Origin of the sequence: Noviherbaspirillum sp. ST9 (genome assembly GCF_048799745.1) — a bacterium.
Classification (GTDB): domain Bacteria; phylum Pseudomonadota; class Gammaproteobacteria; order Burkholderiales; family Burkholderiaceae_D; genus Noviherbaspirillum.
In genome coordinates this window covers 377,465-404,434 of the sequence record NZ_JBLWFR010000005.1, presented here as the reverse complement: position 1 = coordinate 404,434, position 26,970 = coordinate 377,465, and the positions used below count along the sequence as shown (strand labels likewise).

General features: G+C 59.3%; 20 protein-coding genes and 3 tRNA genes. 8 read left to right on the top strand and 15 right to left on the bottom strand.

Translation table 11 applies throughout. The annotated features are described in order from the left end of the window. Window positions 1–2 precede the first annotated feature (2 nt). The 6 genes from uvrC (at window position 3) to ACNOHI_RS13830 (ending at window position 4,258) form a co-directional block, all read left to right on the top strand. A complete protein-coding gene (gene uvrC / locus ACNOHI_RS13855) occupies window positions 3–1,868 on the top strand; it encodes an excinuclease ABC subunit UvrC (RefSeq protein ID WP_420475255.1) in 1,866 nt (621 codons plus the stop codon). 78 nt (window positions 1,869–1,946) lie between these two features. Then, the gene (gene pgsA, locus ACNOHI_RS13850) at window positions 1,947–2,531 is read left to right on the top strand and encodes a CDP-diacylglycerol--glycerol-3-phosphate 3-phosphatidyltransferase (RefSeq protein ID WP_420475254.1); all 585 of its coding nucleotides are present in this window, start codon (window positions 1,947–1,949) and stop codon (window positions 2,529–2,531) included. 61 nt (window positions 2,532–2,592) lie between these two features. Beyond that, a tRNA-Gly gene (locus ACNOHI_RS13845) sits at window positions 2,593–2,668 on the top strand. Window positions 2,669–2,759: 91 nt separating this feature from the next. Further along, window positions 2,760–2,835 (top strand) — tRNA-Gly (locus ACNOHI_RS13840). A gap of 107 nt (window positions 2,836–2,942) precedes the next feature. Beyond that, window positions 2,943–3,016, top strand: a tRNA-Cys gene (locus ACNOHI_RS13835). A 135-nt stretch (window positions 3,017–3,151) separates the two neighbouring features. Then, entirely contained in the window at window positions 3,152–4,258 is a 1,107-nt protein-coding gene (locus ACNOHI_RS13830) for a site-specific integrase (RefSeq protein WP_420475253.1), read from the top strand. Here the strand turns inward: ACNOHI_RS13830 and ACNOHI_RS13825 are convergent. Next, window positions 4,238–4,558, bottom strand: coding sequence for a helix-turn-helix domain-containing protein (locus ACNOHI_RS13825; RefSeq protein WP_420475252.1), 321 nt, complete (start codon window positions 4,556–4,558; stop codon window positions 4,238–4,240). The two genes, ACNOHI_RS13830 and ACNOHI_RS13825, sit on opposite strands and share 21 nt — an antisense overlap. A gap of 744 nt (window positions 4,559–5,302) precedes the next feature. On the opposite strand from ACNOHI_RS13825, the gene ACNOHI_RS13820 reads away from it, so the two are divergent. Next, the gene (locus ACNOHI_RS13820; RefSeq protein ID WP_420475251.1) at window positions 5,303–6,679 is read left to right on the top strand and encodes a DUF6035 family protein; all 1,377 of its coding nucleotides are present in this window, start codon (window positions 5,303–5,305) and stop codon (window positions 6,677–6,679) included. Here the strand turns inward: ACNOHI_RS13820 and ACNOHI_RS13815 are convergent. Together ACNOHI_RS13815 and ACNOHI_RS13810 are read right to left on the bottom strand one after the other, a co-directional pair. Further along, complete coding sequence (locus ACNOHI_RS13815; RefSeq protein WP_420475250.1) at window positions 6,670–7,680, bottom strand: hypothetical protein; 1,011 nt, start codon at window positions 7,678–7,680, stop codon at window positions 6,670–6,672. The genes ACNOHI_RS13820 and ACNOHI_RS13815 overlap by 10 nt on opposite strands. Before the next feature lie 19 nt (window positions 7,681–7,699). Beyond that, window positions 7,700–10,885 (bottom strand): AAA domain-containing protein, encoded by a 3,186-nt coding sequence (locus ACNOHI_RS13810; RefSeq protein ID WP_420475249.1) that lies wholly within the window; start codon window positions 10,883–10,885, stop codon window positions 7,700–7,702. Between the two features lie 167 nt (window positions 10,886–11,052). Here ACNOHI_RS13810 and ACNOHI_RS13805 point away from each other — a divergent pair, with 167 nt between their 5' ends. Next, the gene (locus ACNOHI_RS13805) at window positions 11,053–11,370 is read left to right on the top strand and encodes a hypothetical protein (protein ID WP_420475248.1); all 318 of its coding nucleotides are present in this window, start codon (window positions 11,053–11,055) and stop codon (window positions 11,368–11,370) included. An 11-nt stretch (window positions 11,371–11,381) separates the two neighbouring features. Here the strand turns inward: ACNOHI_RS13805 and ACNOHI_RS13800 are convergent, their stop codons facing one another. The 12 genes from ACNOHI_RS13800 to traC are packed head-to-tail and all read right to left on the bottom strand — an operon-like array spanning window position 11,382 to window position 26,962. Beyond that, a complete protein-coding gene (locus ACNOHI_RS13800; RefSeq protein WP_420475247.1) occupies window positions 11,382–14,156 on the bottom strand; it encodes a conjugal transfer protein TraG N-terminal domain-containing protein in 2,775 nt (924 codons plus the stop codon). A gap of 32 nt (window positions 14,157–14,188) precedes the next feature. Continuing rightward, window positions 14,189–15,631 carry a conjugal transfer protein TraH gene (locus tag ACNOHI_RS13795; protein ID WP_420475246.1) on the bottom strand — a complete coding sequence of 481 codons (1,443 nt, stop codon included), beginning with the start codon at window positions 15,629–15,631 and terminating at the stop codon, window positions 14,189–14,191. A gap of 9 nt (window positions 15,632–15,640) precedes the next feature. Beyond that, window positions 15,641–16,495: a conjugal transfer protein TraF gene (gene traF, locus ACNOHI_RS13790; protein ID WP_420475245.1), complete on the bottom strand. Its 855-nt coding sequence runs from the start codon at window positions 16,493–16,495 to the stop codon at window positions 15,641–15,643. An 11-nt stretch (window positions 16,496–16,506) separates the two neighbouring features. After that, the gene (locus tag ACNOHI_RS13785) at window positions 16,507–16,884 is read right to left on the bottom strand and encodes a hypothetical protein (protein WP_420475244.1); all 378 of its coding nucleotides are present in this window, start codon (window positions 16,882–16,884) and stop codon (window positions 16,507–16,509) included. Next, window positions 16,881–20,720, bottom strand: a complete 3,840-nt coding sequence (traN, locus tag ACNOHI_RS13780) for a type-F conjugative transfer system mating-pair stabilization protein TraN (protein WP_420475243.1) — start codon at window positions 20,718–20,720, stop codon at window positions 16,881–16,883. Before traN ends, ACNOHI_RS13785 begins: the two co-directional genes overlap by 4 nt. A 2-nt stretch (window positions 20,721–20,722) precedes the next feature. Next, window positions 20,723–21,436, bottom strand: coding sequence for a type-F conjugative transfer system pilin assembly protein TrbC (gene trbC / locus ACNOHI_RS13775; protein WP_420475242.1), 714 nt, complete (start codon window positions 21,434–21,436; stop codon window positions 20,723–20,725). A gap of 43 nt (window positions 21,437–21,479) precedes the next feature. Beyond that, on the bottom strand, window positions 21,480–22,454 hold the full coding sequence (gene traU, locus ACNOHI_RS13770) for a conjugal transfer pilus assembly protein TraU (RefSeq protein WP_420475367.1): 975 nt from the start codon (window positions 22,452–22,454) through the stop codon (window positions 21,480–21,482). Between the two features lie 32 nt (window positions 22,455–22,486). Continuing rightward, entirely contained in the window at window positions 22,487–23,110 is a 624-nt protein-coding gene (traW, locus tag ACNOHI_RS13765) for a type-F conjugative transfer system protein TraW (RefSeq protein ID WP_420475241.1), read from the bottom strand. 3 nt (window positions 23,111–23,113) lie between these two features. Beyond that, window positions 23,114–23,452: a hypothetical protein gene (locus ACNOHI_RS13760; RefSeq protein ID WP_420475240.1), complete on the bottom strand. Its 339-nt coding sequence runs from the start codon at window positions 23,450–23,452 to the stop codon at window positions 23,114–23,116. A gap of 11 nt (window positions 23,453–23,463) precedes the next feature. Beyond that, window positions 23,464–24,057 (bottom strand): conjugative transfer signal peptidase TraF, encoded by a 594-nt coding sequence (gene traF / locus ACNOHI_RS13755; RefSeq protein WP_420475239.1) that lies wholly within the window; start codon window positions 24,055–24,057, stop codon window positions 23,464–23,466. Next, entirely contained in the window at window positions 24,054–24,410 is a 357-nt protein-coding gene (locus ACNOHI_RS13750; protein WP_420475238.1) for a hypothetical protein, read from the bottom strand. Before ACNOHI_RS13750 ends, traF (ACNOHI_RS13755) begins: the two co-directional genes overlap by 4 nt. Continuing rightward, on the bottom strand, window positions 24,407–26,962 hold the full coding sequence (traC, locus tag ACNOHI_RS13745) for a type IV secretion system protein TraC (protein ID WP_420475237.1): 2,556 nt from the start codon (window positions 26,960–26,962) through the stop codon (window positions 24,407–24,409). Before traC ends, ACNOHI_RS13750 begins: the two co-directional genes overlap by 4 nt. Window positions 26,963–26,970 lie beyond the last annotated feature (8 nt).

Sequence of the window (26,970 nt, the reverse complement as noted above, 5' to 3'; positions counted from 1 at the left end):
AGATGTCCGAGACCGTAGTGACAGAAGCGCCGGATCCGCGCGCGGCCGTTCTTGAAACCGTCGCAAAGCTTCCGCACCTGCCGGGTGTCTATCGCTATTTCGACGCGGACGGCAAGCTTCTGTACGTAGGCAAGGCGCGCGATTTGAAAAAGCGCGTCTCCAGCTATTTTCAGAAAACCCTTACCAGCCCGCGCACCGCGATGATGGTGGAACGGATCGCGCGGCTGGAGACGACGGTCACGCGCAGCGAAGCGGAAGCGCTGCTGCTCGAGAATAACCTCATCAAGACGCAGCAGCCGCGGTTCAACATTCTCTTCCGTGATGACAAGTCCTATCCCTATTTGAAAATCACCGGGCAGGACGTGCCGCGCATGGCGTATTACCGGGGCGCGGTTGACAAGAAGAGCCAGTATTTCGGTCCGTTCCCGAGCGCCTGGGCAGTGAAGGAGTCGATCCAGATCCTGCAGAAGGTTTTCCAGTTGCGGACATGCGAAGATACCGTGTTCTCGAACCGGACGCGTCCCTGCCTGCTGCACCAGATCCATCGCTGCAGCGCGCCGTGCGTCAATGCCATCAGTCGCGAGGATTATGCGCACGATGTCGAGAATGCCGCCAAATTCCTGCGCGGACGGCAGAAGGAAGTGTTGGACGAACTCGAAGGAAAAATGCATGCGTTCGCCGCTGAGCTCAAGTTCGAGCAGGCGGCAGCCGTGCGCAACCAGATTTCGGCACTGTCACGCGTCCTTCATCAGCAGGCCATGGAAACGGTGGGCGATGCCGACATCGATATCATCGCCGTCGTTGTGCAGGGCGGGCGCGCCTGCGTCAACCTTGCGATGGTGCGCGGAGGACGTCATCTCGGTGATCGCGCCTATTTCCCCTCGCATGTCGACGATGCGCTCGCTGAAACGCAGGCCGATGTTGAGGCCGAGGTGCTGAAGGCATTCCTCGCACAGCATTACATTGAGATCTTCGTACCGTCGATCATGATCCTCAATGTGGAGCTGGACGAGCCGGCGCTGATGATGGCATTGATGGAGCAGTGCGGCCACCGCATCTCCCTGGTGTTCCAGCCGCAGGGCCAGCGTCGCCAATGGCTCGAAATGGCGCACAAGGGTGCCGAGATCGCCCTCGCGCGCCTCTTGTCGGAACAGGGGTCGCAGAAGGCGCGGACGCGTGCGCTCGTGGACGCGCTGGGGCTGGATTCAGCCGATATCGACGCGCTGCGCATGGAATGCTTCGACATCAGCCATACACAGGGCGAAGCAACTCAGGCATCCTGTGTCGTGTTCCATCACCACGCGATGCAGAACGGGGAGTACCGCCGCTACAACATCAACGACATTACGCCTGGCGACGACTATGCGGCAATGCGTCAGGTGCTGACGCGGCGCTATGAAAAAGTGGCGAACGGCGAAGGTGTCATGCCCGACGTTGTCCTCGTCGACGGCGGCAAGGGGCAGGTGGAAATGGCGCGGCAGGTTTTCAGCGAGCTCGGACTGGATATCGGCCTGATCGTCGGAGTGGCGAAGGGGGAGGGCCGCAAGGTGGGGCTCGAGACCTTGATCTTTGCCGATGACAGGACGCCACTTGAATTGGGCAAGGAGTCGGCGGCACTGATGCTCATCGCCCAGATCCGTGACGAGGCCCATCGTTTTGCCATCACGGGAATGCGCGCTAAACGCGCCAAGGCGCGTCAGAGTTCGCGGCTGGAGGATATCGAAGGCATCGGAGCCAAGCGGCGCCAGAAGCTTCTCGCGCGCTTCGGCGGCTTGCGCGGCGTCGCTGACGCAAGTGTCGAGGAGTTGGCGTCCGTGGAGGGCATTTCGCGCAAGCTCGCGGAAGAGATCTACAAACAACTCCATTGAGCGAACTCTGTGCTACGGCACGATTTGCGGGGAATGCAGTTTCCACGCGATAATCGAGATTATTCTCTGGCGCCGACTATGCCCATCAATATTCCAATCCTGCTCACTTGGCTGCGCGTGGCGCTCATACCGCTCGTCGTCGGGGTGTTCTACCTGCCGGACACCTGGTTGTCTCCGTACTCGAAAGGGCTGGCATCTACGGCAATTTTCATCGTTGCTGCGGTAACGGATTGGTTTGACGGATTCCTGGCTCGTCGCTGGAATGAAACGTCTGCATTTGGCGCCTTCCTCGATCCAGTGGCTGACAAGCTGATGGTGGCGGGAGCCTTGCTGGTACTTGTCGAGTTCGACCGTGTCAACGCAGTCATCGCGTTCATCATCATCGGTCGCGAGATCGCCATTTCGGCGTTGCGGGAGTGGATGGCACAGATCGGGGCGTCGAAATCGGTTGCGGTGAGTTCGATCGGCAAGATCAAGACGACCGCGCAAATGGTCGCGATTCCGATGCTGCTGTATAGCGATACGTTGTTCGGGGTGATCGATACCCGCCTGTGGGGCGCTTGGCTACTCGTCATCGCAGCGGTGCTGACAGTCTGGTCCATGTTCTACTATCTGCAGAAAGCGTGGCCACTGATCAAGGAGAAGGCCGGGGCACGTGCCTGAAAGGCATCTGCGCTTGACAAAGAATTGCAGGTGTCTATAATGTGCGTCTGTTGTGAACGACGCGGGAATAGCTCAGTTGGTAGAGCGCAACCTTGCCAAGGTTGAGGTCGAGGGTTCGAGACCCTTTTCCCGCTCCAAGATTCTGAAAGGAAGCTTACACAAGCTTCCTTTTTTATTTCACCGGTTTGGCGCCATGCGCCGAATTTGTGAAATCGCATGAAGGATAGTGCGGGAATAGCTCAGTTGGTAGAGCGCAACCTTGCCAAGGTTGAGGTCGAGGGTTCGAGACCCTTTTCCCGCTCCAGTTTCAGTCGGAAGCTTCGTTGCTTCCTGGTTGATCCGGCGCAAGGTTGAATTGCCAAGCGACGGACTCAGCACCGTTTCAGTTTTGTGGTTAAAATACCCACCCGTGGCGGGGTAGCAAAGTGGTTATGCAGCGGCCTGCAAAGCCGTCTACGCCGGTTCGATCCCGACCCCCGCCTCCAAATAAATCAAGGACTTAGCTCAAATTGAGCTAAGTCCTTTTTGTTTCATACCACTCTGCTAGTGTGGTATACCACACCTGAAACGGCCAATTTGCCGTAGACAGTTTAAAGGCCCGTCGACCACCATATTTTCATATGTCGACGATCAAGCCTTTTGCCAACGGCACCTTTCAACTGCGCGTATCGAGCAAGCTGCTCGACAAACCCCTCTACGCCACCTTTGACACGCTGGAACAGGCGCAAGCCTACGGCACCCAACTTGAAGGTCTGCTGGCGCAAGGGATCGTACCAAAATCGCTTCTAGAACGGACCAAGACCGGCCAGGAGATCTGGACGGTGTCGCGCTGCATCTCCGAGTACCTGCGCGAGAATTCCGTCCCGGTATCCGATATCAAGCTTCTCAACACCATTCGGCCGTTACTGGCAACCGCCAGCACCGGCCATCTGAATTACGACTGGGCAGAGGGCTGGGTGCGCCGAATGAAGCGTATCGACAATCTATCGCCATCGACGATACGGCATCGCCATGGCGCTCTGGCCCGGTGTTTTGATTGGATGCTGAGGAAGCACCCCGGTGTCATGGCTCAAAATCCGTTGCGTCTACTCAAAAGGGGCTTTGCCACCTACACCGAGGAAGATAAGAAGCTGCTGATCGCAGCCGGAAAGGCGCCCAAAGTGGATGTCGAACGGGACCGACGTCTGCATGTGGAGGAAGAATCGCTGATTCTGTGCCATCTGGGGCAGATGCCCGATGAAAAGGCCTTCTTCGTTCTCGCGCTCGAATCCGCAATGCGCATGCGGGAGTGTTATACGCTGACTATCCACCAAATCAGCCTGAAGAAACGTACGGTCCATCTCGATCGGACAAAGAATGGCGATAGTCGTCAGGTGCCTCTGACGAGCACTGCATCGGCACTTCTAGACGGCTATATGCAGCAGCATGCGCAGCAGATCAAGGACCGGGATGGGCGTTTGTTCCCGTTTTGGAATGGAGATCTCGACGAGAACGTGCTCGATACCACCACGAGCGAGGTATCGCGGATATTTCGGAATGTTTTTGCGGACCTGGAAATCGTCGACCTGCATTTCCATGATCTCCGGCACGAAGCCACGTGTCGCCTGTACGAGAGGACGACGCTGTCGGATGTGTTGATCGCGAAAATTACCGGACACCGGAATTTGCGGATGCTGTTGCGCTATGCCAGTTTGCGCGGCAGCGATCTAGCCGGTCGTCTTTGGTGATTTTGTTGGGGATGGTGGTAAATCGGGCAACGCCGGTAGAACCGTTCGCCGGCTCTTTCGGGGCGTAGCAACGACAACCGCACGGGCTGAGGTCTGCGCATTGCGACGACGACGCTCTTCGGTGTCCTTGGTAACTTGCTCCTTCAGGAACGCGATCACGTCCTCGCGTAAAAAGACCCATGATTTTCCGATGCGGGTTCCCGGTAACGCCCCTTTGCGGGCGAGTTGCATAATCGTTTCCGATTCTGCGCGGAGCAGGGCGGCGGCCTCGGCAACGTCCAGAGTTTCTGCGGTAAGCATAGCGCCTCAAGATAGGTTTGGGGTTAGCGATAGCAAGAGGGTTTGATGGTGATAGGGTGTTTTATCAATGTTCCGCAGCAGGATTGGCGTTGTTGATTGGGGACTGGTTAATGCCACGAAAAATGCCCGGGCTGGCACTAAGCCCGTCGGTGCATCACCGCGGTGGAACGTCGGGTCGCATAAGTTCGACTCCCCTCGATGGCGGTACCGGGAGCCGCCATGGCATGAAAGATGGGGCTCCGGCTGATCAGAGGCGAATATTGAACGGGCAAGCGTAGTAACTGCTGGCCGCTATCTTGCGATGGACTTGCAGCGCACGGATGCGGAGCTGCCGTCAAGCGATGACCAGCTACGGTACCTGGAAAACGGATAAGGGGGGCGCAAGGAGGCAGGTAACGACTGCGACGCCGGATAGACGAAATTGTTTATGCCGGACACAAACATGCCGCGTTATCGAGACTTGTTTGCGGATAGATTAAGCATAGATAACTGAGTTCTCGGATGCAATAACGGACATGCAATGGCAATCCGATATCGGCTGTTGAAGGAGGGTTTTCGTGTGGGAGATTGCAAATCCTGGCGAGGGAATCTGCAGTTGAAAGCTGAATTAGCGACCTTACTCGTGATTGAAGTGGCTGCGAAACGATTCTGGAGATGGCACTCACACAGTGCTATCGCATTTGCGGCAGATGTTGACAAAATGAGATACTTTTATTGCTTGCCTCTGATCACCGAAATGCCCTTATGAGCCTTGAGTTTGCCGAACCTACTGAATTTCAGTTGATTGACGAGGTACTGGATCTCGATACTGGACAACCTATTAAAGCAGTTGCGTTTATCGCGCGAGAGCTTCGTGCAGTGATGCAGGACCGCGCAATGATCGTCAGCCGGTTGAACAAGGACCTGGAGAATCCATGGCTGGTTTGCCCCTACTGTATGGCCGCCGTATACCTGGTATCGAGCGTAGACCGGAAGTTCTTTTTTCGGCATCGGCATGAAGACGAGAATTGCCCGAAAAAATCAGGCCCCGGACTTAGCCAGGAAGTCATCAACGCGCTGAAGTACAACGGCGCCAAGGAAAGTTTGGCGCATCAGAGGACCAAGGAATTGGTCAGGCAGAGCTTATTGGCCGATTCGCGTTTTTCTACGCCACAGGTCGAGAAAGTGTGGCGCGGAATGGATCGCAAGAAGTGGCGCAAGCCTGATGTGCAGACTGCCTGGAATGATCGGCGATTTGCCTTTGAGATCCAGTTATCCACGACGTACTTGAGCATAGTTGTCGAGCGGCGTGACTTCTATCAAGCGGAAGGCGGTCATTTAGTCTGGATTTTCCAAGACTTTGATCCCCAGCGGACGCCGCGCGCGGAGGAAGATGTTTTCTTCAACAACAATACCAACGTCTTTGTCGCAAACGCGTCTACTTTGCAACGTTCACGGGAGACTGGCAAATTCACGCTCGAATGCTGGTACACAATCCCGGTATTGGTGGCGGGGCCGATCCTGGACGAGTGGCATCGTGCCGATGTTTCGATCGATGAGTTGACCCTTGATCTGGAGCGCCAGCGGGTATTTTTCTTTGACTACGATGCCGAGCGGGCGCGACTGAATGACGAGCTGGCCGAACAAGGCTTGGAGGCGCTCAGACAAACGTTCGAGTGTTTTTGGGAACGGTACGGCGGGATGAGCTCAACAGAATCAATCCGTACAAAATGGGGAGAGCTGCGCGATAAATTTAAGCCTTATGGCTTGGCTTTGCCGGAGCATTACACGGAGCCTCCTTTTAACGGCATCGTATCTCTCATGCTGAGCGCGAAACATGGTCGGCCTATTGGTTACGGCCATCAGCGCTTGATCCAGGTTGCGAACACCGCTTTTGACCACTACAAGCCTTTTCTGTTGCCTTTCGGTTGGGCCTTGCAAACTTACGGGCACAACGCTGTACTTGACGAACAAGACACCAAGGGAACCTGGAAGAAGCGCCGGAAGATGATCAGAGAACAGATCAAGGCTAAAGATCCCTCCTATGAGCGCAATACAAATTACGATGCTTTGATAGCGTTTCTGCTGCCCCAGATTAAGAGAAAGCTCTTGCGCACGGAAAACGACAAGGATCAAGAGTGATTGAGCTGTTTTCTTAATGAGTCGGCGCGCCGTTTTACGCCGATCTTGGGATTCATGGACAAAACTTCGTCGTAAATGGCCAGCGCATCCCTAGGCCGGCCAATCGCTTCAAGTGCAATGCCTTGTAGCTTGAGCGCCATCGCTTTCCAGCCCGGATCATTGTCTGCGCCGACTTGTCTTGCTGTGAGTATCGTGGACAGGGCGCGATGAGCCTGATCGGCATCGGTTGGGTATTTCTTGAGCAGCGATTCGGCTGCAAACAACGAGATACTGAAGTTTTTCGACGTCAGGCATGCGTTTTCATATATCTTTTCGTCAAGAAAATTACCCGACCTATCGTAGGTAAATTTCCCCAAGTCGTTGTGCACAACGGTGATCCGGCTGCCGTCGGCAGAAAACTCATACTCGTCTGCCCAACCGGTGCGCGGTTGCACTGAAAATAATTCGATGCCCTGTCGTAGATCGAAAGCTGTCATCCGGTTGCCGTCATCATGATTGGGGTTGTTCGCAGTTTGGCAAATCGCCGAGGCGCCATCTATCGATAACGCGCCATTGTAAAGATTGGCATTGAAGTGACGCTTGTGCAGAATATGTCCGGCGGATGTGAATGCCATGAACGTCCCTTGAAGTCCATCCCCGAAATGCCAATCTTGCAGAATGAAGGTGCCATTGTCGGCGACGGCTCCCTTGTTCGGACGCTCCAGTTTACCCGTCACCGCGATCCGGTCGCTTTCGGTGTCATAGAGAAGATAGGTGCCATGTCCTTTGCTCCGGTGTCCGCCCTGTCCAGCGCTGATATCGGCATCTCTCCATCCAAGTGCCCAACGCTCCGAGCGAGATAGTGCGTAGGGGCCGAAGAAGTCCGCTGAACGCACTTCCATCATGCCGCCGATGAACTCAATGCGGCGTTGTCGGCTGCTGAGGGGGCGCTTTGTCTCTTGTGTTGCAGCGGCGGGCTGCTGCGGACGAAACAGGCTGCTGAGTTTTTGCAATAGGCTCATGGCGCTTTCCGGTAGCCGGCTAGATAAATGTAAAGGAAGTCGATTGGCCAGTCTGAACCGCGCTGGAGAGATTGTTCTCTTCATGCTTGAACAGGTATTGCGCCAGCAGCCCAGACGGTGAGCCGCTCTTTTCCGGTTTAAACAGCGACACATTGCCGAAGACCAGAAAGCTGTCTTTAGCCCGGGATACGGCGACGTTCAGCATGTTGCGGCCATTGTCGAAGAACATGCCGTGCCGGTGATCCTCGCCGTAGACCGGGGAAAAGAGCACAATTTCGCGCTCCGCGCCTTGCAGGCGATGCACGGTGCCTACGGTGATCGCGCAGCCTTTTTCCTTCGTGTCCGGCATCTTCTTTTTGATGAAGCTGGTAATCAAATATGCCTGGGACGAGAAGGGCGTTACGATGCCGACGATCTTGCTGATATGTTGTGGAAGACCTGTTTTCGGGTCCCGGTAATGATCCTGAAGTCGCTCCCGATTTTGCACAATCCAGTCGACGATCGCCCGGGCTTCGACCATGTTTTTACGGCTGCCTCCCACCTTTTGATCGCGACTTGCGATCGCAAAATACCCGAACGCGGGGAGGACTCTTTGCCCCGGCGGTATCGATTTGCGCACAGGGTCGAGCCTTCCTCCGTAGACGAGCTTATTGCAATAGTCGATCAGCTCCGGCACACAGCGGCGGTGTTCGACCAGCATGAGGCCGCGCATGTCCGGGTATTTTTGCAGCTGGCAGGCGCGCGAGCTGATCTGCATCAGATTGCCCTTGGAGGCGGTATAGCCATCCTGCTCCATTTTCAGATAATGCGGGTCGTCCCATTTCTGGATCAGGCCGAATTTCGCAGCATTGGCACGGTCGATACCTTCTGCAACATTCCAGATCGGTTCAATCTGATGTACATCGCCGACGACCACGGCGCGCTTGGCAAGTGCAAAGGCCGGCACGCCGATTTCCGGTGACACCTGTCCGGCCTCGTCGACGATCAGGAGGTCGATGACGTTCCACAAGGGGATTGGCTGGTCTCCCATCCATCCGCAAAAATACGCCGGCGCCATGTGGAAGTTGGATACCATGCACGGTGTGAGCTTGGCGAAGCGGCGCAGCATCGTTTCCAGCTTCTGCGGCGCCTTGGAATCCTTGCCGCCATCCTGGAGCCGGGTTTCCATTTCGCGCAGCCAGCAACCCGACCAATACCAATCTGCTAACTGGAACATGGGGGCCCTGATGCGGACATCGAGCTTGTCATTCAGATCGCACAAGGAAACGTCGGCCCATTCCGCAAACGCATCTGCCAGGAGTTTCAGCCAGTCTTTCATCAGCGATTCGGCTTCGCCAAGTCGCTCCATGAACCGAGCCTTTTCGGCGCGCGCTGTGGCGAGGCGTTTGGCTGCCGCGTCTTCCACCGTTTGGATATCCGCGATGACGGCCCGTGTGCGCAGTTTTTCATGCCTGATCAATGTGGCGAAGTAGGCGTCCACGCCGTCGTCGCGATGCTGTAACGCGCTGGTGAGCGGATTGGCGAGCAAAAATTTCCGGTCGCGCGCATTGCGATGGCGTTTGACAGGGGGAAGAAAAGCCAACAGATCGAGCAGCAACGAGAGCAACGAGGCCAGATAGGTCGTCCAGGTCAGTTCGGCATCTCGGATTTCCTGCAGTTTGCGCTCGTGCTGCGCTTGCTCGGCGGCCTTTTGTTCCACGCAATCTTGGACAATACGCTCGGCTTCCGCGATCTCCTGTTCCGCCGCGTGGATGTGCTGCCGACACGCCGACATCACTTGCTTCAACCCGGTCTGCGCTCCGATCGATTCGTCCTTGCCGATGAAGTCGAATATCCGATAGCGCTGCGTGACCACTTCTTGTAAATACTGGTGATAATCGCGCAGGAGCTTGCGCAATCCGGCAACCACGTCATCGACCGTGTCCTTCTTCCCATTTAGCTGAGAGAGCTTGCCTGCCTGCTTCAGGTAATGGTCTTTGGCCTTCTTGACCCAATCCGGCGTTTCAAACTGGATGAAGTGATGTTCATTAGGGCCGTTATAGGTAGGATGCTCCGAGTCGCGCGATGCCGATGCGAGAAACAGCCCGAAGCCGCCGATGTCGGGCAACCAGCGCTCGTGCGCGGTTTCATGGCATAGCCGTGCAAAACTGTCTAGCACGTTTTCCACGGCTTTGACGTTGGTGGAGGTCGCCGCAATGATCGGGCAGGGCTGGCCGTTGATCGCCGCCATGACCCATTCCTGTGCAACCACGCTTTGCAGGAGCGTCGTCTTGCCGGTGCCGGGTGGGCCGTTGACGGCCAGGATGTCGCCTTCTTTCACACCAAGCATTTCCACCATCGCTTCGTGCTGTGACACCGACAGCGGGTATTTGGGGTGAATATGGCCGACGATTTTCTTGAAGCGAGGTGCGGATTGCGCGAGCACCATAGGCGGTTGCTTCCGGCGATCCGGCATGTGGGCCAGCATTTCCAGCAGCGGCGTTGCCGTCTGCGCTTCAGCCAGCAGATCGTAGAGGCGAATGATGTGCCGCGCCATGATCGGCGGTTCGTAGGGAACGCCAAACCACCCGTCGATGACAGCATGGTCTTCAATGTTCAGCGGCGGCAGCACGGACGCCTCATCGTCGGAATCGCGTACGAGCAGCTCCAGCTGGCATCCGGTGACTTGCGCAAACAGTTTCGCGGCGATCGCCAAGGTGTCGGACAAGGTGCCGGGTTTTCTGGTGAGTTCCGTCAAGTATTTATCGAGGTCGGCCAAGAGTCCGACTGTGACAAACTTGTGGCTTGGCTCAAGCAGTTTGCGCGGTACCCATGGCAGGCGTTCCGTGTCCGCCAGCAGCGACCCTTCCGGCGTGAGCATGCAGGGGATACATAAAGGGACAAGACAATCGTCCGATTCCGCTCCGCGGCGCTTTATACCGTGTACGCTTTTCGGCACCAGAAGCGCCGGGATCAGCAATAGCGGAATCGGTTTGCGCACATCGCCGTCTTCGGCCTTGTTCGCCTTGCTGGCTGCAAAGGTCGATTTGATCCAGTTGTCCGGCGCTTCCGTGACCCGCCACACGCCCTTCTCGTTTTGACCGATCCGTATGGGTTCGCAATCTTCGGGAACTGTCGGGTGAGAAAGGCAACTATCTGCGAGTGCCGCGCGCCAATAGGCAAGTAGCGCGCGCGTAGTATTCGAGATTTGTTTTTGTTGCGCCATTTTGCCTTATTGCAAGAATAGTTATGTCGGCGTAGAGCATACCAGAGCATATTGTTGTTTTGCCATAAGAGAAAAGCCATGCAAAAGAGCTGAACGAATTCTTGCAAATAGATGAATTGGTTGATACTTTTTAAGCAATGTAGTCGCGAAACGGTGGACGATTTCACATGAAGAAACTTCCTATTTTGGTCGGAACGATGGCAGGTGCGCTCATTGGCCTGTTCACGTCAATCCCAGATGACGTAGGATTGAAAATCGTAATGATCTCCATCGGGGCGCTCGCCGGAGTGGCGGTCGGCGGTGCGATTGCTGGCATTGGCCAGAAGGGGATTGCGCTTAAATCCGACGATGATGCACTCGCCGGTCTTGGCGTTACGCCAGAAGATCTAGCACGGAATTATTGGCGGGATAAAGGCCGGCCACCGCTAACCAGTCCGCTAGAGCCGGAGCATGGGCATCATCAATTTGATCCGGACAAGCTCTAGTGACGGGACGGCTATTTTTTATTCAACAAATCCTGCACAGCGTCTTTGGCATTGTCGACGGTAGCGGCGGCATCTTGCGCTGCCTGCTTCCCTGCTTGTTTCAGCAAAGACTTCTTCGACGCGAATGTTCCGTCAGGAGTCTTGGCGATTTCCGCCTTCGTATCAAATTCCTGATCCGCAAAACCCGCTTGTTTACGAATTTCGGCACCTTGCGCCTGTATGCCTCTGCGAATTTCTGAAGGCTTTGTTGTGCCTGCGGTGCTCAGAACAGATGTATTGAAGCGTGAGACTTGTTTGTGGTGCTCGCGATTGATCGCAGCTGTATCGGGATTCAAATGCGGATCAGCAGCGTCTTGGCCGTGCCGAGTACGTATATCCTCGAAAGAAGCAGGTACAGCCGTTCCATCCGAGAAAATGCGATTGGGACGCAAACCTTGGCGCGCCAGTTCTGCATCGAACAGCGCGAACGCCGCGGCGCTATCGCCGCCATAATGTTCCGCATAGTGCATGAACATCTCGACGTTATGCGGATCTTGCGCGATGTCGATCGAAATTGTCTCCCCATGTTCACGAGCAGAGGCAAGCCGCTCAGCAAAAGCCGTCCGTTGGGCAAGCGTGGCATCTGCACGTTCGGACCTTGATATTGCTGTAGCAAGGCGCGACGACATATCCTTCGCCTCCCTGGAATCGGATCCAATGGCATTGATGAAGCTCGTATCCCGGGATACGCGGTCACCAAACTGCTTGAATTCAGCGACCTGATCGGCGGTCATTGAACCCAGTACCTTTTGCTGTTCGCCCGAGAGTGTGGACAGGTACGATTTTCCGGCACTGGCCTTGATTTCCGCTCCCGCGAATGCACCCGATGCTCCGACATGGCCCGCTGCACCAAATGCGATCTGTGCAACTTGTGACTGCGATAGCCCGGTTTTCTCTGCGACTCCTTTGGTAATCTGATCCAGGCGATTCAGATTCTCCCCCACTTGCTCGAAACTGCTGGACGACGTTCCACCGCTGCTGCGCGACGACCGGTACTTGGCGATTCCCTTGGTCAGCGCATCCGCCAACACCACCGAGCGTTCCGTGTTGGCAGCGATCGCCTCGCTTCGTGCGGCATTGGCCTCTTTATTGGCTTCGGTCACATTCTGTTCCGATACCCGCATCGATACCACGCGTGAGGCAAAGCCTTGGTTGCGCAACAGACTGACAGCGCTGCGGCCGTTGAGCACATTCGAAGTGGTGCTATTTCCGGTGGCATCGCTTTGCATGTTACTCATGAATGCCGACGTGCGGTTCGGCGCAAGCTGCATCTGATCCATTGCTACATTGCCCATATTGACGTTGCCGACGGCTGAAGAACCCGTAGACGAGCTTATCGCAGATTGCAATCCTGACAGTCCTCCGACAACGCTGTTGCCGAAGTTCTCCATGCGCTTCAGTGCCGCCCACGCGATAAACGGAATGCTGATAGTCAGGTAGCCGACAACCGCTTCGGATGAAATGGCGTTCGAATAAATGGAGGAAGCGGTCAGCAGCGATAGCGCCGTCAGCCCGCCGCCGACATTCGCGGCAGCCGCCAGTTCGCTGGCGGCATACATGCTCGCCATATAGTTGAGAATCGCGTACAAGGGCGGCCAGAGCTGGATCCAGATGAGCACCGCAATATAGTTCTTCAATGCCATCATGGTTTCCCGGCCGCTGGTGAGAAACAGCAGCAGCACCACGATCGGAAAAATCGCGTAGGCGAGCGCTTCGACCACGTTGCGTACCACCGGCAGCGCCTGTTCGGCAATTTTGCCGTTGTTGATCCATGCAGCGTTGGTCTGCGCCATCGCCTGCGCCCGGCCCACCGCCAGCACCATCGACGCGGGATCGTTGATCTTCTGGCCGATGATCTGGCTGGTATCGTTGATTGCGTTGATGACGGCATTCAGGCGGATGATATCGGCAGCGGTCGCCGCAGCGCTGGCGATGCTGTTCTTCAGGTACGCCTGCTGGATTTGTGCGGCGATCACGGCGGCTGCCGCGGTGCCGGGCAAGGTCGGATTCAACTGGCCGGCGAGCCTGTCCTGGATGCTGCTGACCTGCGCCGGAATCCTTCCGGCCAAATCATTGTAGGCATTGGGACAGGTGTCGGTGGTGACCGTGCCGCCGCTGCGTGTCAAGGTGGTGAAGCGGGCCGGATTGGGATTGGCCATCATGCTCCAGACATCCTCCGCGCGCGAAAATGCCGCCGGATCGATGCTGCCATCGATCAGGTCATACATGGTGCAGTTATGAATGTAGTTGACCAAGTCAGTGCGGAAATTAGGATCCTGAAACACCACCTTGCCGGTATCCCGGATCAGACGATTACCGAACATCAGCCCGTTCTTTTGATAGGTCAGCTCACTGGGCAGGTTCGCGTTGCCGGGAATGGCCTGGAACGCGGTTTCGAACAGTTCCGTGAGGGTATTGCCGATGGTGCTGGTGAGCCCACCAAACAGGGCGATCCCAAACGGTACATTTGCGACGACCCTGACCGGCGCGCCGCCGGTCTTGTCCACAATGCCCACCTCGACACGCGGCACAAACAGGATCGAATACACGAGCACGACCGAGGCCAGCCATTGCCAACCCTGCAGCTTCTGCGGCGCGAACGCATACGCGAGCAGGGCGGCGATGAATCCGCAGAACACCACGCCGGCGATCGCGCCGAGATAGGTATCCGATCCGCGGATAGCCGCCACCGCATTGAAGATGCCAAACAGGCTGTCCGAATTTTGGTAGGCAAAGATTTCCCACATGATGGCGTTCCGGTCCGGTTGGTAGGTCGAGCTTATCTGCCCAAATAGGCGGCCTGCTGGCCGAGCATGTCCATCACATGCTGCGGCATGCTGCTGCGCAGTTGACGTTCCAGCTGTTCGAGATGGGACGACACGGCTTTGAACGAACCGACCTTCTGATACAGGAGGTTCTTTTCCTGGCCGATTTGCAGCAGCAGTCCCTGCGCACGCTGGCGGATGACATCCGCCTTCTTCTGCTGCGTCGACGACAGCGTGAAATCCTTGTCGAGCGCAGCCATGCCCACACGCAGGTTCTTTTCGAGGAAGACGTAGGCGTAATCGGCGGCGATGACGTCCCGGTATTGGCCGATCAGGCTGTCGGCCAGGCCGGAGCCGGGAATCGTTGCGCCGATCGAAAGCATCTTGTACACGGGTTCGGTGGTTTGATTGACGAAGCCGACTTCCGGCGAGTTATTGGGAATCGCGGTGCGGGAAGCGATCCTCGACGCAATGGACCGCATCAGGTCCTCGACCTTCTTGGTGAACGGCGTGTGAACATAGGTGGTATCGACCGTGACGACGTCGCAATCGGTAGTGTTGTTACACCGGAGCAGATGTTGCGTGACATTCCCGGCGGGCGTCGCATTCGCCTGGCCATACAGCAGATGGCTGATCGAGGTCAGCGTTGGCGCGATCGGGGCAGGGTCGCGGCCGGATTCTTCCGGATAGATGATCACGGTGCCCACCATGCTCATGATCAGTTCCCGCTCCGCGTCGTCCAGATAGGCGCCGGCATGCTGCAGCGCCTTCCAGGTCAGGTTGCCGACAAACGGCGCCTTGTTCCGGATGTTCGGATCGGTCGATGTACGTGCGCTGGCAAGGATGCCGGCACGGTCCGAGGCGCAGCGACGTCGTGCAGCGTCGCGGTCGGTTTCCAGGCCCATCTCGATGGCAATGTCGGCGCACGCTTCCTGCGCACTGTACCCAACCGATTCGGCGGCGGTGCTGACCAGCGCCTTCGCGGTTTCGCAGGAATTGATGCGCGCGTTATTGATCCAGGTTTCCAACCCTTTCGCCCACTTCGTTAGCCCGCCGAGCAAGGGCGATACTGATTCCAGCGCCAACTGGAACGCGATGCCCGGCAGCGCGGCGGTGATATTGCGCAGCATGTTCCTGAACTCGGTCGCGGAAATATGCGAGAACGAACCGCCGAACACGTCGATGCCGCCGCAACCGGCCTTGGCGCTGGGGAACTGGATCGCGGCCAACTGATACACCTTGTTGGGCGCCCGGAGAAACAGGCTGCCGCCTGCATAGGTATTGAACGTCTGGCCCCGGAAGGCGCCGGGCGCGGTGTAATTGCCGATGACGCCCAGGCTGTTGAACATGTTGTCGACTTCTCCATTCAGGTCGGCGGCGCGCAGCGACAAGGGGGCCAGCAGTAGCGACCAGGCAGTGACGAGGGCGATGGCACGGTGGACGGTATGGGCGGGCATGGGGGCTCCTTAATGCGGCGAATCGTGCAGCGAGATCGGGGTGGTGGCGCGCGGCGGCATGGCTTCGGGTTGCTGGGCCGACAAAGTGTTAATGCGTTCGAGCAGTTGCGATTCCGACAGCACGCCAAATCCGATTGGTGCAATCTTTCCGGTGAACGGCTGCGCCAGGAACACGGCAGGCACCTGGGTCACATTCAGCGTGCGGGCAATGCCGTTGTCGCGCCGCGGCGCGGCGAAGCCGGGAATGCCGCCGCCGTCCACACTGATAGCGACGATCGTGATCCCATGACGCGCCTGAAATGCTGTTAGCGTTGGCGCAAATGCATGGCAATACGGGCAGTCGCTGCGGAAGAAAAAAAACAGCACGTGATCCTTGGCCAACTCGGCGACCGAATGCGACCGGGATTCCAGCTGGGTTTGTTCAAACACCTGCAACGCTTTGGCATTGACCGGGCGGCCGTGCAGGGTGGGATCGAGCGTCGGCGTTGCCCACGCAACCCGTTGCGCGACATCGGCAAACAGTGAGGCCTGGTTCACAACCCTGGCCTCCAGTTCCATGTAGCGCCGCACATTGGTCTCGGTCGGATGGATGATCGCGATGTTGCGGGTTTCCTCCAGCGTCTTCTGCAGTCGTTCGAACGCGGCGATTTCCGGTGGTTTGCGCAGCCCGGCTTTGCGCGGTTCTGCCTTGGGCAGCGGCGGTTGTTCCAATTCGGCTTCCGGGTCTTCGTAGAAATGCCATCCGCGCTGGCTGTCGCTCCAGTACGAGGAATTGCGTTCAGGCGCAACAGCCGTTGGCATTCGAATCTGGGCATGCGCGGTGATCATGCAGGCGGTGATCGCCAGCGCAACGACAATTTTCATGACAGGGTCTTTCATGAAAGGGAGCGCGGAGGGCGTCCATCGCGGCAATAATTGATGCCGAATTCGATCGTCTGCCGGCGCGGTCCGGCAGCGCCGGGCAGCTGCACGTCGTCTTGCCAAAACCTCAGCTTGAGGCGACTGCAGCCGGCTTGCGCATAGCGCTTTTCGGTGGACACGTCGATCAGAACCGGCGTTTTGGCATTGAATTTTCGACGCATCACGTCTGCGGTTTCGCCAGTCAGTACGCCGTGCGCGGTGCCGCTGGGCGAGTCGATGGCTGCAATCATCAACGGGCGCGGATCAGCTACTGGCGTGCGCGGAACCGACGCTGTCTGCGCGTGCGCGGTACAAGCGATCAGGAAGGCTGCGGCGAAATGGCGTGGCTTCATTTGAAACTCCAGGCTCTGACGTAGTTGATTTCATAGGAATTCGCTTTTCCGGTCGGCGTCGAACCGTCTGGCTCGCCGCTCGCGCTGCCGTACCACAGATCCAGCATCAGGTACATCGGGTCGGACATGGTGACGTTCAGCGTCAGCACTTCCTGGCCGTCGAAATAGAAGGTCTGCTTGTTTGGCTCCCACTTCACTGCGTACTTGTGGAAGCCGGCCGACAGATCCATGCCGGTGTCGTATTGACGCGAACCGACCAGTTGTCCCTCGTAGTCGCCTTTCCATACCGTCGGCGCATAGGCTTGCGGATGAGCGACCCCGGCGCCATCGGTGAAGCCCCACGGCGCCGCGCCCCCGGCATAGGCTTCCATGACGTCGATTTCGGGACGGCGCTCGCCGATATGATTGAACAGCCAGAACGCCGGCCACGTGCCTTTGCCTAACGGCAGCTTTGCCTCGATTTCGAAATAGCCATAGGTCTGCGTGTAGCGACCGTCGGTGTCGATGGTGCGATTGAAGAATCGCCCGCTGGCATCACGTTCCGGCCAGATTTTCAGGACGCCGTTCTCGACCGTGTAGTTTTTCGTAGGATTGGATGCCTCGTACCAGATGGTGTCGTTCCATAACCCTGCGTCGAGCCCATTTTCGAATTCCTCTGCGAAAGTCGACGTATAGAGCGACGCATCCTGGCCGAAGGGCGACACGTTGGCATTCGTTGGCGGCGGTGATGGCGGCGGACCCGGCATCTGCGGCGGCGTAGGCGCAGGCGTCGGTCCGGCCGGCGGTGCCGGTGTCCCGACCTGCGGGGGCGTTGTTGGCCGCATTTGCCGCGGATCGGTCACAAACTGGGCCACGCGCGTTGCGCCCGCCGCACGGATGGCGCCCATATCCGGCATGTCGGGAACAATGGATGCATAAAACTCCGTCAAATCCATCGCCGCAAAATCGAGTGATTGCAACTGCGCAACCGTGAATCCGGAGCAATCCGGATCTTCCGCGCTGCCCCAGCCTTTACCGACCTGGACGCGGCCTTGCTCATTGACGATGCGCGACAGCACGGAGTTAAAGCAGCATTTGGACGTGGTGTGGGTGATGCAGGAGACGCATCGCCCGAGGATGCGCAGGCAGGAGGAGCAATAGGAGCCAACCGAATGGCACAGCCGCGCGCCTTCCTTCATCGCGAGCTTCCCTTCCTCTGCATCGCATGAGGTGGCCGACGAAATGACATACATGACGACGGTAATGGCCAGCGACCACGGATCAAACGCAACCGCGATGCTGTCGCCCGCAAACAGGGTGACCGAGCCGGCGGGCAGCGCGGTGCCGTTGACGGCTACCGTCACCCCGTACGCACTGAAGCTGCCGTTAAAGCCAGCGTCGCTGAGCAGTGCCTGGATGCCCTGGTGGAGGAATTGCCGGTTGTCCGAGTTCATCAGTACGTCGTACACCAGGCGCGAGCCCATGCCGAACATCGATCGATTGGTCATGCTGGCGCCGGCATTGTCGGTATCACAGCAATTGGTCAGGAGCCGTTCGCGGCAGCGGTTGCGTTCGCCTTTAAAGACTTGCATGCGGTCGGTGTCGAGATACACACCGGCTTCGCGCGCCGCCTCCATCAACGACATGGCGCGCGCAAAGTCGGTATCGTTGGTGTAAGCGGTATTGAAGCAACTGGCGCCAAGGCAAAACACGTTGCTGGGACAGTTGCTGGCCGATGTGGTCGTCTGCGCCAACACCGGGCACTGGTAGGTATCCTGGAACACGTCGCACACGCCGGTCGCTGCATTCAGCTGCTGGCAGGCCGACGCGACAGGGGTACAGCCGGATGCGGCCAGCGGCGCGCATTCGTTGATGGGCGTGCCGTCGTTGCAGGAAAACGTCCTCTCGTAGCGCCAGCAACTGCGCGTCACGTCGCGGCCGTCGATGCGCTTGGTCGACGGTCCGTCGACGCACACATCGGCACTCGCCAGTACGCATCGTCCGCCGGCGGCAAGTTCCGCGCATTGATCTTCCCAGCGGTCTTGTTCCGTGGCCTGCACCGTCGGCTTGGCATAGCTGAGCGTCATTTCGGATATCGGCAGCGGGAATGCGGGATTGCGCTGCCAGCCGGTGACCGTGCGGGAACCCGCCAGTGTCCAGTACGCGGCAGAGTATGCTCCCGTCATATCACTGCCTGCGATCGCCGTCGGGGTTGGCGAGGGGAGATAGCATCGCGATGCGTCCAGCGTCGCGGTTGGGGATGCCGAACCGGATGGGTTCGGGAACAGACCGGCGAATATCTCGGCCGCGTACTTGCCTTTCATTTCATACACGGCATCGGTTGGATGCAATCCGTCCGGCGCGATCGTGGTCGGACTCTGGCCAGCCAGGTAACGCGTCAGGTACGCATACTGGTCAATGACGGGTACCTGTTCCCGTGACGCGACGTCCCGCATCGCTTGCACGATAACGTCCAAGCCGCCGACGCCGCTATCCCGGGTCGGGTTCGGCGTTTCGAAGATGACTTGCTTGCCGTTCAGTTTTGCAATTTGCGCCAACTGCGCGAGGCAGGCGCTATAGTCGGCCAGGCTGTCTTTCCACTGGTCGTTGATGGCATGGTTGATGATCACGAATGACGCGTTGGATGCGGCCATTTGCGCTTCCCATGGCGGGTGCCTGCCATCGGCGCCGCGCAGCAATTCGCAGGCGGTGGAGCCGTTCACGCCTTCATTGCGCACGTCGAACTGGGTGGCGGCAGGCAGCGCCGCCGCAAACACGGCAGGCGCAGGCAGCGCTACCTGGCCGCCGCTGCCGCTGGCATACCCCCATACCGTGGAGTCGCCGTAGTAGTCGATCACGATGGGGGTTGCCGCGGGCATGGGCCCGGCTTCTCCCGTCTCGGACGCGCGCCGGATCACGCCGCCGTGCTGTTGTCCGGGCGGACAGGCGGCAAAGATAGGGTTGAACGGTTCTATGGTGGTGCAGGCAGACCCGGCGTCGCTCGCGCCTGTGCATACCGTGTGCCGATCGGGCGCGATGAGCGCGGTGGCCGTACACGTGGTCGACGTGCAGGCGTTCCCAGCAAGCCATACCCACAGGTGGGCGAGCGTTCCAGCCATGCCGGCGTTGCCGTCGGGGCCGAGGTCGGCAACGCGTTGCGGAAACGGTCGGGGCACCGTCAAATCGGCGTCGAAGAAAGCCGCCGGATCGCCGGACTGCGTGATACGGAAATGCTGTGCCGTGTCAGGCCGCTCGGGCAGGCACTGGACGTCAAAGCCCGCATTGCCAGCGCCAGCGTGGGCAAACCAGTCGCCCGGCGTGCAATTTGCGCTGCGCGTCGATCCGACGGTCAAGCTGCGGGTGCATTGATACGTGTTGGCTCCCGCGTAGCGACGGCACAGGCGAGGCTGGGTCGTCGCCGAGGTGGCGACATCGGTGGTGCTGCAACCCGCGTAATACGCCGCCAGGCTGCCGAGTGCGATGGAAGGGTTGCGCGCGATCTCCTTGGCGGGCGCGACACCCGGATCATAGGCGGTGACAGCGTCCCTGGGCGTATTGGCGGAATGGATTGCGCCCAACTGCGCGTCGCATACCGGGTCGCCCGGCGTAAGCGCGCAATGGGCAAGGCGTGCATTGGCCTGGCCGGCCAAGTTTGGCTGACCGTAATACGCGCGTTCCGGCGGCATGGCGGTGTAGCCCGGGACGACGTTCGCTGCGCTGGTATGGTCCACGGTGCTGCGCGTGAAGGCGTTGGCCGCATGGCCGGCGGCGATGCCATCCTCGTGTGGACCGGCAAGTGCCGGCAACTGCATCCAGAAAGCGAGGAAGACGGTGAGGGTGACCAAGATCGTGCGCATGTCTACCCCCTAAGTTTCTTCAAAAAGCGGCGCGCGTCCTCGCCGAATCGCGGCGCTTGTCGCTCGATTGCTTCGAGCGCATAGTCCAGGCTGACGTCGCCGGCGGTCGTGGCAAAGGCATCGGGCGCAAAGCAGAGCCCGGTGCCGCATGCTTGTCCGTGAGCGCCGTCGCGCACCAGCACGAAGGTCGGCGTCTTGACGACGGCAAAGCGGTCAAACGCTTGCGGATCGATGTGAAACGCCACCTGACGATTGCCGATCAGGCGCTGCGCACGGGTGACGGTTTCCCGCAGCGATCCATTGACGAAGCCGCGGATGACCAGCATTGCCTGCGCCCTGGCGGCTTGATCTACGAGCCGCTGCAACGTGGGTTCAGGCACGGCGAAGCTGACAAAGACCAGCAATCCGGGACCGGGACGGTTTATCTGTGCTGCGGCCATGTGATCGGTATTGGCTTCGTAGCCTTTTGCCAATGCTTCCAGGTCGATGGCGCGGGTTGAACCGGGTGCCAGAAGCGCGTCGAGATTGGGCGCAGCCGGAACCGGAACGCGGCGCAACATGTCCTCGGTCGGCATGCGGTACTTCTTCTGGGCGCGTCGAATGTCACCGTCGGTAATCACCGTCTGGCTGCGCTCGGCACGCGCGAGTTCGGCAGCGGTGACGGCGGAATTGCCTTGCGCCAGTGCATCGTGTAGGCCAGCAGTGGTCATTGCCATAACGATTGCCAACAGCACAGTGCGGGCCGGGTAGGGGGAGGGGTTAGAAGCCGACACAGCAATTCCTTTTTCGAAACAACATGAAGGAGAAGTCTTCGCCACGGACCGGATATTCCTTGCCCGCGCCCCATAGCACCGTGGTGCGGCCGAACGGCTGGCAGCATTTGCCGTCGATCTTGTCGGTGTTGGGAATGGGGTAGGTCAGCTGCGTCTTGTAGGCGGTCTTGTCCATCACCGGCAGGAAGTACGGGCCGCACAAGCCGGCGCTGCCGTGCCAGCCCCAGGCGAGCAGTTCGCGGTGCATTTTGGCGGTCAGCCGTTGCGCCAGCAGCGCCGCCGTGCGTACGCCGCCCAAGTGGTAGGGAACGTGGCCGTCCAGCGGATAGATGCTGCCCTGGCAACCGGCACACCAGAACAGGTCGCGCATGCCGAAGCCGGCGGACGCGGCGATGCAGTCGGCGGCGCAGGCGGCGATGGCGACCGGATTGGCGAACAGCACCGCATCCGGGTTTAGAATCAGCGTTAGTTCGTCGTCGTTCCACAGCGGATCGACTTCGGTCAGGTAGGCCAGATCGAAGGAGCCGTGTTCCATGCACGGGAAATCCGTGATCACGCCCAGCCAGTACATCACCGGGTTCACGTAGTAGTGCGCCTGGTAGAAGCTGCCGCCGTCGCCATCGCCTTCGGGACGGGTGAAGCGGGCGGCTTCCGGCGCAGGTATGCCCGGATCGAGATCGATGCCGCCGAGCGACACAAGGCAGAACGGCTTGCGCACCACCTCGACCTGGCGCGCCGGCTCCCAGAAACCGATCGACAAGCCGATGGTCGGATTCACGCCGCAGCTGCATACGGGGCTGGATGGGTTGTCGATGTCTTCCTGGCCGCCGAAGTTGGCGATGCGTGCACCGCCGATCGAAATCGGCAGGATGCAGCTCCAGCAAATGTCGGTGATCGGGTTGGGGAACTTGCCGGTGCAGGTCGCGATTTGCGCGAGCGTGTCACCGAACGGCATCATCATGGCCAGCAGGAAGACATAACGGGCGTATGTTTTCATGGGAGCACCAATTCATCGATCCGAAGGCGCAAACCCTCTTGCGAGACGATGGCCGGCACCTGAGTAATGCCAAGACGGCGTGTCAGCAGCCCTTGCTGGTCGTAGTACACGCGCAGGCGCCACGCCTTCATCAGGTCGAGGTAGGATCCGCCCACCAGTATCGGTTTGGCGCGCCCCCGGTAGAACGTGATCAATTCGCGCGCGCGTGCCACCTGGCGCTGGTCACGCGCATCAAAAAACAGCAAATGCTTGGACAGCGCAACCACTTCGAGCGGGTTCTTGCGCGTACCGGCGGCAAACAGCAACTGTCCCTTGTCGTCGAAGACGTTGCGGTCCAGCGTGAAGCTCGGATCGAAATAAAAGGTGCGGGCCGTTTCCGCCGCCCGGACGCCCGCGACCGGTTGCGGATGGGCCACGGCATCGACGCCGCGTTCGCGCGCCCGCTGTTCGCGCCGCTTCAGTTCACCGCTGCGTTCCTTTTCCTGCAGGCGCTGTCGGATGTCGTCAAGCAGATGCGGCTCGGCAATCGGATAGAGCGGGCCGATCGTGCCGAGGTCGACCGCGCGGCCGTGGGCGGATGCCGCAAGCGCCGCGGCAACGACGAGTAGGCGAAAGCACATGGCTCACATCCCCCTGACGCACGATACGGCGTCGGCCAGGCGCGCCAGCTTCAGGGTGTCGCGCTGGAAGGCGGCCAGCATCATTGCCATCAACACCGGATCGCCGGCACCGTCCGCAATTGCCTTGCGCAGTTCGACCGTCCCCAGTACCCGCCCGCAGTGCCGCCGATAGGCGTGCAGATACACATTGGCGGCTTCGCGAGCGGCCGGCGAGATTTGCTCCAGCGCCTGCAGATAGCTGGCGAGCGGAATATCGTCCGTCATCGACAAGCCAGTCTTGCCGTCCGCAAGCACTGCGGCACCGCAGAATGACAGCACCACAAGGAGGAATGTCCTGCGCATGATGGTCTCCGTTAGAACAGGGGAATGACCTTGCCGATGACCCGATCCGCACGCACCAGGCCGCTTTCCTGATAGCGCGAATCGAAGCTGTCCGGATGCGTGCCCTGCATGTAGTAGTAGTCGGGAGGAATCGTCGTTGCCGCAAGCGGGTGGAGCGGACGACGATCGAAAGTCGCGGTTTTCGCGTGTCCGACCGGCACGCCGTTCACGTACAACTGGCGGTCGACGACGGTCACGCGGTCGCCCGGCACGCCGCGAATCTGCTTGAAGAAGGGCTGCGCACGCAGGCCCGGGTACATGCGCTGCCCGTCGCCGTCAAACGTATAGACGACGAAATCGCCCACCCTGAGTGCTTGCCGATGTCCAACTTGCAGCAGCGCGACCTTGTACGGGACGCTGGCGGTCCAATTGAAGAGGATCGGCAGGCGCGGTGTGGGATGGATGAATACGCGCACGAAGGCCAGTCCCCAGATCGCGAACACCAGCGAATAAAGAACAAGATGGTGGCGCGCATCGCGCAGTGCGTTGCCGAACCGGTGGCGCAGCCGGCGCGGCCATTTGCAGTCCGAGGGGCATGGACCGAGGGTGGCGGGATCGACGATCATGGTGCCTCCAGCTTGTGTTTTAACAGCGCGGTCAGGTCGACCGCGTTCGGCGGGACGCCGGCGAGCGCCGTGCGCACGACAACCAGGCAGCGGCATTCCTTTGGCAATTCGTCTAGCGCCTGCGGCAGCCGCTGCGCGAACTGGCGCGCCATCTTCAATGCCTTTTCTCGCCCGTCTTCGGAAACGTTTCCTGTGACCTGCTGCGCGAATTCCGCTTCTTTGAGTCGATACACTTCGCCGACATCGACGACGCCGACCAACTGCGCCGGACGTGCTACCAGACGGTCGTACGCGAGCAGCGCGACCGCGACCAGGAACAGCGTGACAGCGACATGGAGGACAAGTGCTCTCATAACGCGTGCCCCCGCTGACGCAGCAGTTCAGCGATCGCTTCATCGATGCTGTAGCCTTGCGCGCGCAGTTCGTCGATCGGTGCGTTGTCTTCCAATTTGTTGGAGAACAGCAGGTGCGTGGCCGGATCGAGGATATTGCGCGCGACGCCTTCGCCCACCGGCGACGAGATATAGACTTCCGAGAACACGCCGGGCTCGGTGCGCAGCGAATTGAGCAGCCGTTTCTTCGACTCGTCCATCGTCAGCCGGCCTTTCCGGTCCAGCATCTCGATCGATTCCTTCTTCTGGCGCAGCAGGAACACCCAGTCGGAACAGTTGAAGGCGGCCTCCATCTGCGCCGATCCATAGTAGTCGTCGGCGCTCTGCGTCGCGGTGCCCAGTGCACCGCCATACTTGCGTGCGCGGCGCGCTGCTTCTTCCACCACGGCCGCCTTGACTGGATCGTCGGCGCCGATATCGCCCAGTTGCTGCTTCAGTTCGTCGATGAACAGCACTTTCTTGCGATTGCGCGTCAGGTACATCTCGCCGGTAATCTGGTACAGCAGCAGGATGTTGACCACCGCGTGCAGATCCGGCTTGCGTTTGAGTTCTTCGTTTTCGATGACGATGAAGTCGTTCGAGAAATCGATGCTGCTGCGTCCTTCAAAAAAGCGCTCGTACTGGCCGCCCCTGGCATACGGATTGAGCATGATCGCCAGGTCACGAATGCGCGCGTCGTTGATGACGCCGAGTTCCTCGATGGTCCCGGTCTTGAAGGCGTCGCGCAGGCCGGTCACGGTCAGGTCGCAGCCGTATTCGCGGAACAGCTTCAAGGTCATGGCCGAGATCGCCTTGTATTGCACTTCGTCCAGCGAGTGCTGCATCGAAGCCATCTTGGCGATGGCCGGCACCAGCATGTCGATGTCCTCGTTGATGTCCTGCACCGTCGAGAACGGGTTCAGGCAAATATCGATGTCCGGCCGGAATTCGATATAGGTGCCTTTGGCCTTGCGGCACAGCTTTTCGAACGAGCGTCCCAGGTCCAGCATCCAGACCTTGGCGCCGATCGCGCGATACGACCATGCCATCTCGTTCATCAGCACGGATTTGCCGGAGCCGGGCGCCCCGATGATCGCGAAGTTGTAATTGCCGAGGTCGTTGTCGTACAGGTCCAGTGTCATCAACTGCCCGCGCCGTCCGCCGAACACCAGCGTCGGCGTGCGGGTACCGCGCCATTCGGCGATCAGCGGCGCCAGATGGATCGCGTTGGCCATGGTCTTGCGGGTGACGCGGCGCATTTTCTTCAGATCGGCATGGAAGCGCTCGGACAAGGTCATCGGCAGGCTGGCTAGCAGCGCCTGGCGGTGCATGTAGACGTCGGCGTTCAACTCGAACCCGCGCGCCCGCCAGATCGCCTTTGCGGTTTCCTCGACCGCTACCGCTTTCTCCGGCGGCGTGAAGATCGCCAGCTGGTGGTACATGGACACCAGCGCACCACCGACATCGATCGCGTCAGCCGCAGCATTCCAGTCCTTCAACTTCTTGTTGACGTCGGGCATCACCGTCGCCATCTTGCTCTGCGCGTTCTGTGTTGCCCGCACGTGGTTGGCGGTGACCGCGGTCTTGGTCGCGTTGGGATCGAGCACGTGGACGCCCATCGTCAGCAAGAAGGGCGCGTTGTATTGCAGCGCCGGCTGTATCAGGTCGCCGATCAGCGAACCCATCTGCCACAGCGCGAAGCGTTCGGGGAACGACTTGATCGAGTAGAACTTCGCCTCCAGTGCGGTCGGCTCGCCTTCCTTCCACAGCCGTACCCCGTTCGCATGCGCATCCTGGATCGTGTCGAAATCGACGATCTGGTCCCGGATTTCTCGGCCGTCGTCGTAGTGCAGGTCCGGCCCGTCGGTGCGCAAAATGCGGTCCGGGTTGGTAAACAGCGAACACCAGTTGATCAGGTCAGCAGCGTCGCACACCCGATTCGGCAGGGAGGCGGCACGCAACGTGGTCGCCATCGCCTCGCGCAGCGCGACCAATTCGTCGCGTCGGTTCAGGTCGCTGGCGGAACCGGGCAGCGCCACGCTCATCATCAGACGGAAGTCGCGCACCGTGTAGTGGAAGCCGGCGGTCATCGAGGCCTGTGCGCCATGCAGCAGGTGGCCGACACGCTGTCGCGCGAGCCGGCGAAACAGGTTTTCGTTGCGGGAAGGGCGGCCCCATTGCCGGGCTTTCTCAAACTGGTCAGCGTCTTCCGTGCGCAAATTCGCATAGCGCCGCAACAGCTTGCGCACATGCGGCGAGGCAAACAGATGGAACTGGATGCCCGCACCCCTGGGGCAGGTCGCATACAGCGAGATCAGTACCTCCACCATGCGTTCGTCGGCGCCGGACTGCGGCATGACTTCGAGCATGAAGCCGATATTGTCGCGATTGACGAAGACGTCGTCGCCGGCGATATAGGCCGAATACGGCAGCCAGCTGGCGAATTGCTCCGCGGGCGCGTCATTGCGGCGAAGCAAGGTGGACATGCCGCCGCCGGCGGCGTCGAGCAATCCTGTGCGAAGTACGTCGAACATGGAACTCT

Bases quoted from the DNA above. Each gene is read 5' to 3' on its own strand.
- ACNOHI_RS13820 (WP_420475251.1), top strand. From the start codon at position 5,303: ATGAGCCTTGAGTTTGCCGAACCTACTGAATTTCAGTTGATTGACGAG.
- uvrC (WP_420475255.1), top strand. From the start codon at position 3: ATGTCCGAGACCGTAGTGACAGAAGCGCCGGATCCGCGCGCGGCCGTT.
- ACNOHI_RS13760 (WP_420475240.1), bottom strand. From the start codon at position 23,452: ATGCGCAGGACATTCCTCCTTGTGGTGCTGTCATTCTGCGGTGCCGCA.
- ACNOHI_RS13825 (WP_420475252.1), bottom strand. From the start codon at position 4,558: ATGCTTACCGCAGAAACTCTGGACGTTGCCGAGGCCGCCGCCCTGCTC.
- ACNOHI_RS13795 (WP_420475246.1), bottom strand. From the start codon at position 15,631: ATGCCCGCCCATACCGTCCACCGTGCCATCGCCCTCGTCACTGCCTGG.
- traC (WP_420475237.1), bottom strand. From the start codon at position 26,962: ATGTTCGACGTACTTCGCACAGGATTGCTCGACGCCGCCGGCGGCGGC.
- traU (WP_420475367.1), bottom strand. From the start codon at position 22,454: ATGATGATGCCGTTCGGTGACACGCTCGCGCAAATCGCGACCTGCACC.
- traN (WP_420475243.1), bottom strand. From the start codon at position 20,720: ATGCGCACGATCTTGGTCACCCTCACCGTCTTCCTCGCTTTCTGGATG.
- pgsA (WP_420475254.1), top strand. From the start codon at position 1,947: ATGCCCATCAATATTCCAATCCTGCTCACTTGGCTGCGCGTGGCGCTC.
- ACNOHI_RS13830 (WP_420475253.1), top strand. From the start codon at position 3,152: ATGTCGACGATCAAGCCTTTTGCCAACGGCACCTTTCAACTGCGCGTA.
- ACNOHI_RS13805 (WP_420475248.1), top strand. From the start codon at position 11,053: ATGAAGAAACTTCCTATTTTGGTCGGAACGATGGCAGGTGCGCTCATT.
- ACNOHI_RS13800 (WP_420475247.1), bottom strand. From the start codon at position 14,156: ATGTGGGAAATCTTTGCCTACCAAAATTCGGACAGCCTGTTTGGCATC.
- ACNOHI_RS13815 (WP_420475250.1), bottom strand. From the start codon at position 7,680: ATGAGCCTATTGCAAAAACTCAGCAGCCTGTTTCGTCCGCAGCAGCCC.
- trbC (WP_420475242.1), bottom strand. From the start codon at position 21,436: ATGGCAATGACCACTGCTGGCCTACACGATGCACTGGCGCAAGGCAAT.
- ACNOHI_RS13810 (WP_420475249.1), bottom strand. From the start codon at position 10,885: ATGGCGCAACAAAAACAAATCTCGAATACTACGCGCGCGCTACTTGCC.
- traF (WP_420475239.1), bottom strand. From the start codon at position 24,057: ATGATCGTCGATCCCGCCACCCTCGGTCCATGCCCCTCGGACTGCAAA.
- traF (WP_420475245.1), bottom strand. From the start codon at position 16,495: ATGAAAATTGTCGTTGCGCTGGCGATCACCGCCTGCATGATCACCGCG.
- ACNOHI_RS13785 (WP_420475244.1), bottom strand. From the start codon at position 16,884: ATGAAGCCACGCCATTTCGCCGCAGCCTTCCTGATCGCTTGTACCGCG.
- ACNOHI_RS13750 (WP_420475238.1), bottom strand. From the start codon at position 24,410: ATGAGAGCACTTGTCCTCCATGTCGCTGTCACGCTGTTCCTGGTCGCG.
- traW (WP_420475241.1), bottom strand. From the start codon at position 23,110: ATGTGCTTTCGCCTACTCGTCGTTGCCGCGGCGCTTGCGGCATCCGCC.